This window comes from Streptomyces sp. PA03-6a, assembly GCF_033792765.1.
Classification (GTDB): domain Bacteria; phylum Actinomycetota; class Actinomycetes; order Streptomycetales; family Streptomycetaceae; genus Actinacidiphila.
This window is the reverse complement of the sequence record NZ_JARAVK010000020.1, coordinates 1-13,300: the sequence shown is the minus strand read 5'-3', so window position 1 is coordinate 13,300 and position 13,300 is coordinate 1. Positions and strand designations below refer to the sequence as shown.

At 75.3% G+C, this 13,300-nt stretch carries 12 protein-coding genes; 3 read left to right on the top strand and 9 right to left on the bottom strand.

The genetic code is table 11. From position 1 onward, the window contains the following. Nucleotides 1–139: 139 nt before the first annotated feature. The 9 genes from PV350_RS07635 to PV350_RS07595 form a co-directional block, all read right to left on the bottom strand. Nucleotides 140–1,066, bottom strand: coding sequence for an oxidoreductase (locus tag PV350_RS07635; RefSeq protein WP_500333207.1), 927 nt, complete (start codon nucleotides 1,064–1,066; stop codon nucleotides 140–142). Between the two features lie 60 nt (nucleotides 1,067–1,126). Beyond that, on the bottom strand, nucleotides 1,127–1,333 hold the full coding sequence (locus tag PV350_RS07630; protein WP_499511783.1) for an antitoxin: 207 nt from the start codon (nucleotides 1,331–1,333) through the stop codon (nucleotides 1,127–1,129). Between the two features lie 818 nt (nucleotides 1,334–2,151). After that, nucleotides 2,152–2,799, bottom strand: coding sequence for a PhzF family phenazine biosynthesis protein (locus PV350_RS07625; protein ID WP_499511782.1), 648 nt, complete (start codon nucleotides 2,797–2,799; stop codon nucleotides 2,152–2,154). A 28-nt stretch (nucleotides 2,800–2,827) separates the two neighbouring features. After that, nucleotides 2,828–3,160, bottom strand: coding sequence for a nitrite reductase small subunit NirD (gene nirD / locus PV350_RS07620; protein WP_499511781.1), 333 nt, complete (start codon nucleotides 3,158–3,160; stop codon nucleotides 2,828–2,830). Next, complete coding sequence (nirB, locus tag PV350_RS07615; RefSeq protein ID WP_500333206.1) at nucleotides 3,157–5,742, bottom strand: nitrite reductase large subunit NirB; 2,586 nt, start codon at nucleotides 5,740–5,742, stop codon at nucleotides 3,157–3,159. The genes nirD and nirB overlap by 4 nt, the downstream gene beginning before the upstream one ends. A gap of 1 nt (nucleotide 5,743) precedes the next feature. After that, nucleotides 5,744–6,988 (bottom strand): NAD(P)/FAD-dependent oxidoreductase, encoded by a 1,245-nt coding sequence (locus PV350_RS07610; RefSeq protein ID WP_500333219.1) that lies wholly within the window; start codon nucleotides 6,986–6,988, stop codon nucleotides 5,744–5,746. 137 nt (nucleotides 6,989–7,125) lie between these two features. After that, nucleotides 7,126–7,299, bottom strand: coding sequence for a hypothetical protein (locus PV350_RS07605; protein ID WP_499516825.1), 174 nt, complete (start codon nucleotides 7,297–7,299; stop codon nucleotides 7,126–7,128). Nucleotides 7,300–7,394: 95 nt separating this feature from the next. After that, on the bottom strand, nucleotides 7,395–9,512 hold the full coding sequence (locus PV350_RS07600) for a molybdopterin oxidoreductase family protein (protein ID WP_500333205.1): 2,118 nt from the start codon (nucleotides 9,510–9,512) through the stop codon (nucleotides 7,395–7,397). A gap of 207 nt (nucleotides 9,513–9,719) precedes the next feature. Then, entirely contained in the window at nucleotides 9,720–10,424 is a 705-nt protein-coding gene (locus PV350_RS07595) for a SanA/YdcF family protein (RefSeq protein WP_500333204.1), read from the bottom strand. Nucleotides 10,425–10,507: 83 nt separating this feature from the next. Here PV350_RS07595 and PV350_RS07590 point away from each other — a divergent pair, with 83 nt between their 5' ends. The 3 genes from PV350_RS07590 (at nucleotide 10,508) to PV350_RS07580 (ending at nucleotide 13,265) form a co-directional block, all read left to right on the top strand. Further along, nucleotides 10,508–10,930 carry a gamma-glutamylcyclotransferase family protein gene (locus PV350_RS07590; protein ID WP_499511777.1) on the top strand — a complete coding sequence of 141 codons (423 nt, stop codon included), beginning with the start codon at nucleotides 10,508–10,510 and terminating at the stop codon, nucleotides 10,928–10,930. 112 nt (nucleotides 10,931–11,042) lie between these two features. Beyond that, nucleotides 11,043–11,921, top strand: a complete 879-nt coding sequence (locus PV350_RS07585) for a sirohydrochlorin chelatase (protein ID WP_499511776.1) — start codon at nucleotides 11,043–11,045, stop codon at nucleotides 11,919–11,921. Nucleotides 11,922–11,957: 36 nt separating this feature from the next. After that, on the top strand, nucleotides 11,958–13,265 hold the full coding sequence (locus PV350_RS07580; protein WP_500333203.1) for a deoxyguanosinetriphosphate triphosphohydrolase: 1,308 nt from the start codon (nucleotides 11,958–11,960) through the stop codon (nucleotides 13,263–13,265). Nucleotides 13,266–13,300: the final 35 nt, after the last annotated feature.

The following is a 13,300-nucleotide window of genomic DNA, read 5'->3' as shown; positions in this document are numbered from 1 at the left end:
GCCCGGACCCATCGCCGCGGGCGGGTCGCGCACCGGAAGGCTAGGGTGCGCCCCTCGACGTCTTCGCCAACACAGCGTGAACCCCCTGCCACGGTCTGCCGGATTCACCGTCATGGCAGAGGGCGCGGAACGCGGCGGCTCACCCCGCCGCGGGCAGCTCGTAGCGGACGCCCGTCAGTTGTTCGGAGGCCGCCCACAGCAGCTCGCCCGCCCGGTCGTCGCGGGTCCACGGGGCACGCCAGGAGGGGGCCGGGGAGCCGCGCCAGCCCTGGAAGCGAGGGCCGGTGAAGGAGTCGGGGAGCACGCCGGGGGCCGTGGCGGCGTACAGCAGCGGGAGCGCGCCGGCGTCCGCGGACTGGGCGATCACCCGGTTGCCGAGGTTCACCACGCGTTCGACGGTCCGGCGGATCTCCATGCGTGCGGCGCGGGTCTGCAAACCGGTGCTCGCGTAGCCGGGGTGCGCCGCCGCGACGACGGTGCCGGCGCCCGCGGCCGCCAGCCGCCGGGACAGCTCGTGGACGAAGAGCAGGTTGGCGCTCTTGGAACGGGCGTAGGCGACCCAACGGCGGTAGCGCCGCTCGCTGTTGAGGTCACCGGGGTCGATGGTGGCTACCGCGTGCATGCTGCTGGAGACGGAGACGACCCGCGCTCCGGGGGTGGCCAGCAGGCGCGGCAGCAGCAGCCCGGTGAGGGCGAAGTGGCCGAGGTGGTTCACGCCCATCTGGGTCTCGAAGCCGTCGGCGGTGGTGCCGTGCGGCAAGGCCATCACACCGGCGTTGTTGACCAGCAGGTCCAGCCCGGTGCCGTCGTACCCGGCGGCGAAGGCGCGCACCGAGGACAGGTCGCCCAGGTCGAGGTGGCGGTATCCGGCGCGGGCGTCGGGCACCTCGGCCTTCAGGCGGTCGACGGCTTCCTTGCCGCGCGTCTCGCTGCGGCAGGCGAGCAGCACCCTGGCGCCCCTGCGGGCGAGCTCGCGGGCGGTGCAGTAGCCGATGCCGCTGTTCGCACCGGTGACGACGGCCGTGCGGCCGCTCTGGTCGGGGATGTCGTGCGCGCTCCAAGCCATGCGGGCCAGCGTAGGGCCGCCGCGCCGCCCTCCACACGGGTGCGCGACGGCCCGTCGGCGTCAGGAGTGCGGGGGACGGTCCTCGCCGGTGCCGCCGGTGCCGCCGGTGCCGAACTCGTCGCCCAGCTTGTCCTGAGCGGTGTCGACCTGGCGCTGGTACTTCCCGCCGGTCTTCTCGTCCAGCATGTCGCCGCCCTTGTCGATGCCCTTCTGGGACTGGCTCTCGTGGCCCTTCAGCTTGGCCTTGATCTTGTCGAACATGGACATCGCTGTCCTCCTCGCCGTGAGTGGCACTTCTCTCAGCATCACCGCCCCGCCGAAGATCCGCATCCGGAACCCGTGAGTGGTCGAAGCCGCAGGTCAGGGCGGTGAAGCGAGGTGCGGCGCGCGGCGTGACCGGGGCCTGGCGCCGTGCCCGGACCCTGGGGGCCCCGGCCACGGGGACCACCGGCCGGCGCGTCCCGTGGCGGCGGCGCACCGGCGGCTCAGGCGCCGTCCTGCGTACGGTCGTTGCCGCCGCGTCCGTCTGGAGCCGCGGGGCTGCGGGCCCCGGGCGGCCGACGCGAGGTGCGGCGGTGCCCGGACCCCGGGGTGCCGGCCACGGGGACCACCGGCCTGGGGCCTCCCGTGCGGCGGCGCACCGGCGGCGCGGCCCGCCGTCCGAAGCCCCCGGGCGGGGGTGGCGGGGTGGTGGCACACGCGCCGTCCAGCGCACGGTGGTTGCCGCCGGGGCCACGGGCCGAGGGCGGCCGACGCGAGGTGCGGCCGCGGTGGGAGCTCGTGCGGTTGCGCATGCCTGCGGGCTGGGCCGCGGTGCGAGAGGCGGATTGCGGGCGCTCGCGTGGTGGTCTCTGCCGGGGTGCGGGTCGGCAGCGATCCGGGGTGACCCGCATGCCGGTGCGGCCGCCTGCCCCGACGGGGGGCCTCGCGGGTCCGCCGTTTCGCTCCGGGAGGGGGGACGCGGCAGTGGCGACGGAGGGCGACCGGAATCCGGGTCTGGGTGCGGGGCGTCGCGCAAGGCGGGGCGACCGGCGGGTTCGCCGTCGCGCCGGACCCATCGGGACGCGTGCCGGATGGGTGGCCGGTCAGGGGGCGAGGGACACCCGGCCGCCGATGTCGACGGTGCCGTCGGGGTGGACCCGGGTCAGGATCTGCGAGCCCACGCCCTGGCGGACGTCCAGCGGGCGTCCCAGCTCGCGGGTGAGCACGAGCGCCGCGGCGCCCGTCGCCTCGTCCTCCACGATCCCGTCGCCGCGTCGCGGGAAGGCCCGTGCGCGGACGCGTCCGGCCGCCTCGTCCGCCCAGGCCCAGGCGTAGAGCCAGCCCTCCCCGGGCGGTGGCGCGGGCAGCGCGTCCACCTCCTCGGGTGAGCCGAACCGCTGGGTGCGACGCCCCGACGCCCACTCCGCTCGCCCGCGCACCCAGGTGAAGGCGCCCTCCGTCCAGGCCTTCACCTCGCCGGCCGGCGGCCGCAGCACCTCGGCCCCGAGCAGCCACGCCGTCCCCACCGTCGGATGGCCCGCGAAGGGCAGCCGCACGCTCGGCGTCCAGATGTCGACGACGCCGCGCGCGGTGTCGTCGACGAACACGGTCTCGCTGTAGCCGAGCCCCGCGGCGAACCGCTGCCGCGCCTGCGTCCCGGGCACGGACGCGCCGTCGCGTACCACCCCGAGCAGGTTCCCGCCCCGCCCCTCGGGACCGATGAACACGCGCAGCACCTCGACCTCGGCCATGGACCGATTCAAGCAGGCGCCCGGCCCGTCACCGCACCCGCACCGGGAAGGCCGGCACCGAGACCGCCTCGTCGTCGAGGCAGCGGCCGTTCTCCAGGTCGAAGCGCTGCTTGAGCAGCGGGGAGGCGACGAAGGCCCGGCCCTCGGCGGTGGAGCCGAGCAGGCCGCGGGACAGGACGTAGGCGCCGGTGAAGGGGTCGCGGTTGTCGATGGCGTACGGGCGCCCGTGCCGGTCGGTGAAGAGGGCTGCCTGCCGGCCGTCGGGGAGGAGGGCGGCGACGCCGCGGCCGGGGGTGAGGGCGTCGTGGTCGCAGACGGCGAACCAGCCCGCGGTGCCGGGGAGGAGGACTTCGACGGTCATGCGGTGGTGGTCCCTTCGAGGGTGCGGACGGGGAGCACGGGGCCGGCGAGCAGGTCGAGGTCGGGCTTGACCTGGTCGCGCTCGGGGACGAAGCGGACCGAGGGGTCGGGCACGCCGGGGGCGTTGACGAAGGAGACGAAGCGCCGCAGCCGCTCCGGGTCCCCCAGCGTCTGCGCCCACTCGTCGCGGTAGTGGGCGACGTGGTCGGCCATCAGCCGCTCCAGCTCCCCGCAGATGCCGAGCGAGTCGTGGACGACGACGTCCCGTACGTGGCCGAGCCCGCCCTCGATCCGCTCCAGCCAGGCGGAGGTGCGCTCCAGGCGGTCGGCGGTGCGGATGTAGAACATCAGGAAGCGGTCGACCAGCCGGACCAGTTCGGTGTCGCTCAGGTCCTGGGCGAGCAGGTCCGCGTGACGCGGGGTGGCGCCGCCGTTGCCGCCGACGTACAGGTTCCAGCCGCTCGCGGTGGCGATGACGCCGAAGTCCTTGCTCCGCGCCTCCGCGCACTCGCGCTGGCAGCCGGAGACGGCGGACTTGAGCTTGTGCGGGGACCGCAGGCCCCGGTAGCGCAGTTCCAGCTCGATGGCCATGCGGACGCTGTCCTGCACGCCGTAGCGGCACCAGGTCTGCCCGACGCAGGACTTCACGGTGCGCAGCGCCTTGCCGTACGCGTGCCCGGACTCGAAGCCGGCGTCCACCAGCCGGGTCCAGATCATCGGGAGCTGGTCGACCCGGGCGCCGAACAGGTCGATCCGCTGCCCCCCGGTGATCTTGGTGTAGAGGCCGAAGTCGCGGGCCACCTCGCCGATGACGATCAGCTTCTCCGGGGTGATCTCCCCGCCCGGGATGCGGGGCACGATCGAGTACGACCCGTTCCTCTGCAGGTTGGCCAGGAAGTGGTCGTTGGTGTCCTGCAGCGCGGCCTGCTCGCCGTCCAGGACGTAGCCGGAGGCGCCGATCGCCGGGGCGAGCGAGGCGATGATCGAGCCGACGGCCGGCTTGCAGACCTCGCAGCCCTCGCCGCCGCGGGCGCCGTCGCGGCCGTGCCGGTCGAGCAGCTCGCGGAAACCGGTGATCCGCAGCGCCCGCACGATCTCGTAGAGCTCCTGGCGGGTCTGGGCGAAGCAACCGCACAGCCCCTTGTCGACCTCGACGCCCGAGGCCTCCAGCTCCGCGGTGACCAACTGGCCCAGCACCTTCACGCAACTGCCGCAGCCGGTACCGGCCTTGGTGCACTTCTTCACCTCGGGGACCGTCGTGCAGCCGTGCTCGGTGACCGCGCCGCGGATCGTGCCCTTGGTGACGTTGTGGCAGGAGCAGATCACCGCCTCGTCCGGCAGCGCCGACGGGCCCAGTGCCACGGGGGCGCCCGCGCCCGCCGGGAGCACCAGCTGCTCCGCGGGGACGGGGGGCACCGAGCCGGTGAGCGGGCGCAGCATGCCGTACTGCTCGGCGTCGCCGACGAGGATGCCGCCCAGCAGCACGCCGTCCGGCGAGACGACCAGCTTCTTGTAGACCCCGGAGCGGGAGTCGGAGTAGACCACGTCGAGGCAGCCCGCGGTCGCGCCGTGGGCGTCGCCGAAGGAGGCCACGTCCACGCCGAGCAGCTTCAGCTTGGTGGAGGTGTCGGCGCCGGTGAAGGAGCCCTCCTGGCCGGCGATGGCCTTCGCCGCGGTCTCCGCCATGTCGTAGCCCGGCGCCACCAGGCCGTAGACCCGGCCGTCCGGGGCCAGGGCGCACTCGCCGATCGCGTAGACCCGCGGGTCCTCGGTGCGGCAGGTCGCGTCGACGACGATCCCGCCGCGCTCGCCGACCGGCAGTCCGCACTCACGGGCCAGCTGGTCGCGCGGCCGTACGCCCGCGGAGAAGACCACCAGGTCGACGTCGAGCGACGAGCCGTCCGACAGCGCCATGGCCCGGACCGAGCCGTCGGCGGTCGTGACGACCTCCTGCGTGCCCACCCCCGTGTGGACGGTCACGCCCATGCCCTCGACCGTGCGCCGCAGCGCCTCGCCGCCGCCCTCGTCGACCTGCACCGGCATCAGCCGGGGCGCGAACTCCACGACGTGCGTGTCCAGTCCGAGCCCCTTGAGCGCGCCTGCCGCCTCCAGCCCGAGCAGCCCCCCGCCGACGACCGCGCCGGTGCACGAGGTCATCGCGTACTCCTCGATCGCCAGCAGGTCCTCGATGGTGCGGTAGACGAAGCACCCCGTCGCGTCCTTGCCGGGGACCGGCGGCACGAAGGGGTACGAGCCGGTGGCGAGCACCAGGGTGTCGTAGTCGACCGTGAGCCCGGAGCGGGCGGTGACGGTCCGGGCCGGGCGGTCCACGGCGACCGCCGGGTCGCCCAGGTGGAGTTCGATGCCGTGCTCCGCCATGAAGCCGGCTTCCACCAGGGACAGCCCCTCCGGGCCGGTGCCGGCGAAGTACGAGCTGAGGTGGACGCGGTCGTACGCCGGGCGGGGCTCCTCGCAGAGCACCACCACCCGGGCACGGGAGGTCAGGCCGCGGTCGGCCAGCGCCTCCAGGAACCGCTGTCCGACCATCCCGTGGCCGACGAGCACGATGGTAGGCGTGGTCATGTCAGGACCCTCCGTTGTCGGTGAGCAGGTGGAGCGGGGCGACGGGCAGCGGCTCGTCGCCCTCCCAGGTGCGGGCGAGCGCGCCCACGGTGCCGAGGTCGCCGAGGAGGATGCCGCCGACGAGGCGGTCACCGCGCAGGACGACCTTCCGGTACGCGCCGCGCGTGGCGTCGGCGAGGCGGAGCACGTCGTCTCCCGGGGCGGGCGTGGTCTCGCCGAAGGAGGCGATGTCCAGGGCCGCCGGGCCGTTGAGGGTGAGCCGGGTCAGCGAACGGGTGCCGCCGTACCGGGGCGCGGGGCCGGCCGTCAGGACGTCCGCCAGCGCGTCCGCCTGCTCGGTGGCCGCGCCCGCGAGGCCGTAGACGACGCCGCCGTGCTGGGCGCAGTCGCCGATCGCGTGGACCGACGGGTCCGAGGTGCGCAGCGCGTCGTCCACCACCACCCCCTTGGCGACCGCCAGCCCCGCCGCCTGGGCGAGCCCGACGCGCGGCCGCACGCCGCAGGCCAGCACGACCAGGTCGGTGCCGAGGCAGTAGCCGTCGGCGAGTTCGACCGCGGTGACCACGGACGGCCGCGGCCGCCGGGAGGGCCGCGCGACCCCGGCCCCGTCTTCGTCCCGGGTCAGCAGACCACGCACCCGGCACTGGGTGTGCACCTCGACGCCCAGCCCCTCCAGGTGCACGCGCAGCAACTCCGAGGCGGCCCCGTCGAGATGGCGCTCCATCAGATGCTCGCCCTGGGTGGCGACCACCACCTGCGCCCCGCGCGCCGCCAGCGCCCGCGCCGCCGACACCCCGAGCAGCCCGCCGCCGACGACCACCGCACGCGCCCCGGGACGCACCGCCGCCGAGAGCGCCAGGCAGTCGTCCATCGTGCGGAAGGCGTGCACCCCCTCCGGGAACGTGCCGCCGTCCTGCGTGAACAGCCCGCGCAGCGGCGGCAGCACCGGATTGGAGCCGGTCGCCAGCACCAGCCGGTCGTACCGGGCCACGCCACCGTCGTCGCAGACCACGGCCCGCTCGTCGCGGTCGATCCGCACTGCCCGGACACCCCGGCGCACCACCGCACCGGGTACCCCCGGCAGCGCGACCACCTCCGGCGCGTACCGGCCCGCCAGCACCTCCGCGAGCAGCACCCGGTTGTACGGGGCGTGCTGCTCCTCGCCGATCACCGTGACGTCCGCGCCGGAGGGCGCCAGACGCTGCGCGAGGCGCGCCCCCGCCATTCCGCCGCCGACCACCACCATCCTCATGGCACGAGCCTGCGGCGCCGCTGTTACCCGGCCGCATCCCCGTCGTTTCCCCCGGGGAACAGTGCCCTCAGCGCCCGCCCGGCCCCACTGTGAGCCCGAAGCGGCCTCCGGCTACGACCGGTCGACCCTGATCACGGCGATCCCGGGCCGGACCTCGGCCACCGACGCGAAGTCCTCGACGCGCTCCTGCTCCGCCAGGTAGCCGAAGTCCAGGACGTCCTCGGCGTGCTCCTGGAGCCCACCGTCAGGTCGATCGTCTCGCGCTTCGTCCTGGTGCCGAGCTGCCGCCGGGCGAGGGCGAGCATCGCGTCGTCCAGATCGATGACCGTGCGTTTCCATGACGGCCTCCCGGTTGACATGAGACAGCATCAGGCAGGATGCCAGCACATCAACAGCGATATCAGGCCTCGATGTACCGCGGCTGCGCCCGCTCGACGCGGACCGCGCACACCTTGAACTCCGGCATGCGGGACGTCGGGTCGAGCGCCGGGTTGGTGAGGGTGTTCGCCCGGCCCTCGCCCGCCCAGTGGAAGGGCATGAACACCGTGTCCGGACGGATGGAGCGGTCCACCCGGGCCGGTGCCACCGCGCGGCCGCGGCGCGACGTGACGGCGACCGGGTCGCCCTCGGCGACACCGATGCGCTCGGCGAGGCGCGGATGGAGCTGCACGAACGGACCGGGCGCGGCGGCGTTCAGCTCCGCCACCCGCCGGGTCTGGGCGCCCGACTGGTACTGCGCCAGCACCCGTCCGGTCGTCAGGTACAGCGGGAAGTCCCCGTCCGGCTCCTCGGCCGCCGGACGGTGCAGCACTGGCACGAACCTGGCCCGGCCGTCCGGCGTCGCGAACCGGTCGAGGAACAACCGGGGCGTGCCCGGGTGCGCCCCGGCGTCCCCGGCCGGGACGTCCGGGCACGGCCAGAACACCCCGTCCTCCGCCTCGATGCGGCGGTAGGTGATCCCCGAGTAGTCCGCGGGCCCGCCCGCCGACGCACGGCGCAGTTCCTCGAAGACCTCCTCCGGGTCGGCAGGGAAGCCCTTCTCCCGGCCCAGGCGTGCGGCCAGCCCGTTCAGCACGTACAGGTCGCTGCGCACGCCCTCCGGCGGGTCCAGGGCCTTGCGCCGCAGCAGCACCCTGCCCTCCAGGTTCGTCGTGGTCCCCGTCTCCTCGGCCCACTGCGTCACGGGCAGCACCACGTCGGCCATCGCCGCCGTCTCCGACAGCACCACGTCGCACACGGCGAAGAAGTCCAGCGCCGCGATGCGCTCCGTGACGTGCGCCGCCCGCGGCGCGGAGACCACCGGGTTGGAGCCCATCAGCAGCAGGCCCTTCACGTCCCGGCCCAGCGCGTCCAGCAGCTCGTACGCGCTGCGCCCCGGCCCCGGCAGGTCGTCCGGGTCGACCCCCCACACCCGGGCCACGTGGGCGCGCGCCGCCGGGTCGTCCAGCTTGCGGTAGCCGGGCAGCTGGTCGGCCTTCTGGCCGTGCTCCCGGCCGCCCTGGCCGTTGCCCTGCCCGGTGAGACAGCCGTACCCCGACAGCGGGCGCCCCGCGCGCCCCGTCGCCAGGCACAGGTTGATCCACGCGCTCACCGTGTCCGTGCCCTTCGACTGCTGCTCCGGGCCGCGCGCGGTCAGCACCATCGCCTCCGGCACGCCGCAGAAGAGTTCCACCGCCTCCCGGAGCCTGGGCACCGGCACCCCGGTGATCCGCTCGACCAGCTCCGGCCAGAGCGCCATCGCCGAGGCCCGCGCCTCCGGCCAGCCGGTCGTCCGCTCCGCGACGAAGTCCTCGTCCACGCGGCCCTCCGCGACCACCAGGTGCAGCAGGCCGAGCGCCAGCGCGAGGTCGGTGCCGGGGCGCGGCTGCAGGTGCAGGTCGGCGTGCTCGGCGGTGCGCGTACGGCGCGGGTCAACGACGATCAGACGGCCGCCGTTCTCCTTCAGCTCCGTGAAGTAGCGCAGCGCGGGCGGCATCGTCTCGGCGAGGTTCGAGCCGACCAGGATCACGCAGCCCGTCCGCGCGACGTCCGCCAGCGGGAACGGCAGGCCCCGGTCCAGGCCGAAGGCCCTGGTGTGGGCGGCCGCGGCGGAGGACATGCAGAAGCGGCCGTTGTAGTCGATCTGGGACGTCCGCAGCACGACCCGGGCGAACTTGCCGAGGGCGTACGCCTTCTCGTTGGTCAGGCCCCCGCCGCCGAACACACCGACCGCGTCGGGGCCGTGGGCGGCCCGCACCCGCAACAGGCCTTCCGCGACCCGGTCCAGGGCCTCCTCCCAGGGGGCCGGCTCCAGCCTCCCCGAGGCGCGGTCCCTGACCAGGGGCCCGGTCAGCCGTGCCTCCGGGGCCAGCACGGCGGGCGCGGTGCGGCCCTTGCCGCACAGGGCGCCCTTGTTCACGGGGAAGTCGCGCTCCACCACGTCCGGGATGCGGCTGCCTCCGGCGGTGCGGCGGAGGCCCATTCCGCACTGCAGGGCGCAGTAGGGGCAGTGGGTGTCGACCGTTCCGCTGGCGCTCATGCCGCCCACGATGCGGCGCCGGTGTTTCGCCCCCCGGGCGGGGGCGTTACGCCCGGCGTACGGTGCGCTCCCTGCGGGGCTGTGCCGGGTGTGAGGGTGCGGGTCGTTTGTCGTGTGCGGGTTGTTTGCGCCTGCGGCGGGGCAACCGCCCTCCGCAACCACAACGCACCCGCACGCGGCGACACGGTCACCCCGGTCCGGGCCGGGTCACCCCAGGGCGCGCTGGACGCCGGCCTCGCGGGGGCCGAGGAAACGGGGGTCCGGGGTGAACGCGGCGTCGAACGCGGCTTTCACGGCTCCGGCGACCTCGCGGGTCCCCCCGTAGTACCAGGTCGCGTCGTGCCGCTCGTCGACCCCGATCCCGTACGCCTCGATCCCGGCCGCCCCGCACAGCGCCAGCGCCCGCCGTATGTGGAAGCCCTGGCTCACCAGCAGCGCCCGGTCGACGCCGAAGACGCGCCGGGCCCGGGCGCAGGAGTCCCACGTGTCGAAGCCGGCGTAGTCGAGGACGACCTTGTCGCGGGGCACGCCGTGCGCGGCCAGGTAGTCCCGCATCGCGGTCGGCTCGTCGTAGTCGGTGCGGCTGTTGTCGCCCGTGACGAGGACCGCCCGCACCTTGTGCGCCGCCCACAGTTGGGCGGCCGCGTCGAGGCGGTGGGCCAGGTAGGGGGAGGGCTCGCCGTTCCACAGGCCCGCGCCGAAGACGACGGCGACGGGCTCCGCGGGGGCGTCCGCCACCGTACGGACCCGGTCGTCCGCGGTGACCTGGAGCCACGTCGCGGGCAGCAGCGCGAGCACGCCCAGGGCCACGGCGGCCCGCAGCAGGTGCCGCCGCCCCCGCCTGGACCGCGGTAGCCGTGGCAGCCGCCGCAGCCGCGCGAGCCGCCGCAGACGCGGCAGCACGGCCCCCACGCGTACCCCTGGCGTCTTCCGGTTCGGGCTTCGTTCCACGTCCGAGTCGACGTCCCGTACGTCCCTGCGGTTCCATGAGGGTGATGCGTGACGACCATTCCCGCCTCCCGTTCTTCGTGTACGGGACCCTGCGGCCCGGCGAGATCAACCACTCCTGGCTGCTGCGCGGCCGGACGACGTCCGAGACGCCCGCCGTGCTGCACGGGGCGCTGCTCTTCGACGGTCCGGGCTACCCGTACGCCGTGGGCGACGACCGCGGCCGCATCCACGGCGACGTCATCCATCCGGTCGAAGACCTGTACCAGGAGGTGCTCGCGGACCTGGACCGCCTGGAGGAGTACAGCCCGGGCGCCGCCGGGAACCTGTACGAGCGGGTGGTCCGCGACGTGCGCACCTACGCCGGGCGGACGCTGCCCGCATGGGTGTACCTGGCGGCCGCGGACCACGAACGGGAGCTGCGCGAGAAGGGGCGCCCCATCGAGGGCGGGGACTGGAAGCGCCGCTGACGCACGCTCCGCGGGCGCCCCTCACACCCGCCCGCACGGAGTGTGAAGTGGCGGAAACCAGTCGTCATCTCGGTGCAACGGCGTGGCAACCCCCGCTCGCCACACTCGGTGCATGACGGCCGAGGAACCCGCGCCGCACGGCGTGCCAGGACCGGACCACTTCGACAGCACGGCGCAGCTCATGTCCCGGATCACCACGCAGCTCAGCAGCCAGCTCTCGCGGGTGACGCTGCGCTCCGCGGCTCCCCGCCGCCCGGTCCTGGTCGCCGTCGCGCACGGCAGCCGCGACCCGGAGGCGCTGCGCACCGCGCACGCCCTGCTGGAACGGATCAGGGACCTGCGCCCGGGGTTGTCGGTGCGGCTCGGCCACATCGAGATCGACGAGCCGTCGCTGGACGACACCCTCGCGGCCCTGCGCGGCGAGGCCGTCCTGGTGCCGCTGATGCTGACCCGCGGCCACCACGTCAAGCGCGACGTCCCCGGGGCGCTGGCCAGCGCCCCGCACCTGCGGGGGCGGGTCGCGGCGCCGCTCGGCCCGCACCCGCTGCTCGCCGAGGCGCTGTACGACCGCCTGGCCGAGGCGGGCTGGCGCACCGGCCCCCCACGGGCCGCGCGGCGGGCCGGGATCGTGCTGGCCGCCGCAGGGTCCCGGGACCCGCAGTCGGCCCGGGACACCGAGGCGACGGCCGCGCTGCTGCAGGCCCGGCTGGGCGGCGGGGTGCCGGTGGTGCCCGCGTACGCGTCGGCGGGGCCGGACGTCGCCGCGGCGGTGCGGCAGCTGTCGGCCGACGGCCGGGACCGGGTCGCGGTGGCCTCCTGCTTCGCGGCGCCGGGCCGCTTCGCGACGGCGACGGCAGCCGCGGCGCCGTGGATCGCCGCAGCCCCGCTCGGCGCGCACCCGGCGATGGCGGCGCTGGTGCTGCACCGCTACGACCGGGCGCTGGCCGGCACGGCGGGTCCCGCCGCCGCGGCGCAGCTGGCCACGGCGTAGCCGCCGGGACCGGGGCGCGCCCGCTACCGTCGCGGTATGGACGCGAACCACCCTGCGGCGACCGAATACGCCCCCTACAGCGAAGCCGACACCGAGCGCTACGTGCCCGAGCCCGACAAGCGGCCCGGCCGCACGTCGTTCCAGCGGGACCGGGCCCGCATGCTGCACTCCGCGGGGCTGCGCAGGCTGGCCGGGAAGACGCAGGTGGTGGACCCGGTCGACGACGCCCGGGCGCTCAACAGCAGCCCGCGGACGCGGCTGACGCACAGCCTGGAGTGCGCCCAGGTCGGCCGGGAGCTCGGGGCGGCCCTCGGCTGCGACCCGGACCTGGTGGAGACCGCCTGCCTGGCCCACGACATCGGCCATCCGCCCTTCGGGCACAACGGGGAGATGGTGCTCGCCGAGGTCGCGGCCGGCTGCGGCGGCTTCGAGGGCAACGCCCAGAGCCTGCGCATCCTGACGCGGCTGGAGCCGAAGCGTTTCGCCCACGCCGACGACGGCACCCTGACCAGCGTGGGTCTCAACCTGACCCGGGCGGCGCTGGACGCGGCGACGAAGTACCCCTGGCCGCGCGGCGGGCACCCCACCGACCCCACCAGCCCCAAGTTCGGTGTGTACGAGGACGACCTGCCGGTCTTCGCGTGGCTGCGCCGCACCGCCCCCGCCGACCGCCCGTACGTGCAGTGCTTCGAGGCTCAGGTCATGGACTGGGCCGACGACGTGGCGTACTCCGTCCACGACGTCGAGGACGGGCTGCACGCCGGCCATCTGGACCCGGCGGTGCTGCTCGCCGAGCCCGAGCGCCGCGAGATCTTCGCCGTCGCCGCCGGCCGCTACGCCCTCGGGGCGGCCGAGGACGAGCTGGCGCAGGCCCTGGACCGGCTGCTGGACATGGAGTGGTGGCCGCACGGCTACGACGGTTCCGCCATCGCCCAGGCCCGGCTGAAGGACGCCACCTCGCAGCTGATCGGCCGCTTCTGCCTGGCCGCCGAGCGCGCCACCCGGGACGCCTACGGCACCGGCCGGCTCACCCGTCACCGCGCCCAGCTGGTCGTCCCGCGCGACCAGCGGCTGGAGTGCGCCGTCCTGAAGGCGGTCGCCGACCGGTACGTGATGCAGCGCGAGGCGCAGGAGCGGCGGCGTGCCCAGCAGCGCGTGGTCATCGGGGAGCTCGCCGAGGCCCTGCTGGCCCGGGCGCCGGAGGGGCTGGACCCGCAGTTCCGCGGCATCTTCGACGAGGCCAAGGACGACCGGGCCCGGCAGCGGGCCGTCGTCGACCAGATCGCCTCGCTCACCGACGCGGCCGCGACCGCCCTGCACGCCCGGCTCACCGCCCCCCGGTGAGCCGGGCGTGCAGGGCGGTCGCGGCCGCGTCGGTG

Coding starts and splice junctions, on each gene's coding strand:
- PV350_RS07635 (WP_500333207.1), bottom strand. CDS start 1,066: ATGGCTTGGAGCGCGCACGACATCCCCGACCAGAGCGGCCGCACGGCC.
- PV350_RS07630 (WP_499511783.1), bottom strand. CDS start 1,333: ATGTCCATGTTCGACAAGATCAAGGCCAAGCTGAAGGGCCACGAGAGC.
- PV350_RS07585 (WP_499511776.1), top strand. CDS start 11,043: ATGACGGCCGAGGAACCCGCGCCGCACGGCGTGCCAGGACCGGACCAC.
- PV350_RS07605 (WP_499516825.1), bottom strand. CDS start 7,299: ATGCTCGCCCTCGCCCGGCGGCAGCTCGGCACCAGGACGAAGCGCGAG.
- nirD (WP_499511781.1), bottom strand. CDS start 3,160: ATGACCGTCGAAGTCCTCCTCCCCGGCACCGCGGGCTGGTTCGCCGTC.
- PV350_RS07580 (WP_500333203.1), top strand. CDS start 11,958: ATGGACGCGAACCACCCTGCGGCGACCGAATACGCCCCCTACAGCGAA.
- PV350_RS07590 (WP_499511777.1), top strand. CDS start 10,508: ATGCGTGACGACCATTCCCGCCTCCCGTTCTTCGTGTACGGGACCCTG.
- PV350_RS07610 (WP_500333219.1), bottom strand. CDS start 6,988: ATGGTGGTGGTCGGCGGCGGAATGGCGGGGGCGCGCCTCGCGCAGCGT.
- nirB (WP_500333206.1), bottom strand. CDS start 5,742: ATGACCACGCCTACCATCGTGCTCGTCGGCCACGGGATGGTCGGACAG.
- PV350_RS07600 (WP_500333205.1), bottom strand. CDS start 9,512: ATGAGCGCCAGCGGAACGGTCGACACCCACTGCCCCTACTGCGCCCTG.
- PV350_RS07625 (WP_499511782.1), bottom strand. CDS start 2,799: ATGGCCGAGGTCGAGGTGCTGCGCGTGTTCATCGGTCCCGAGGGGCGG.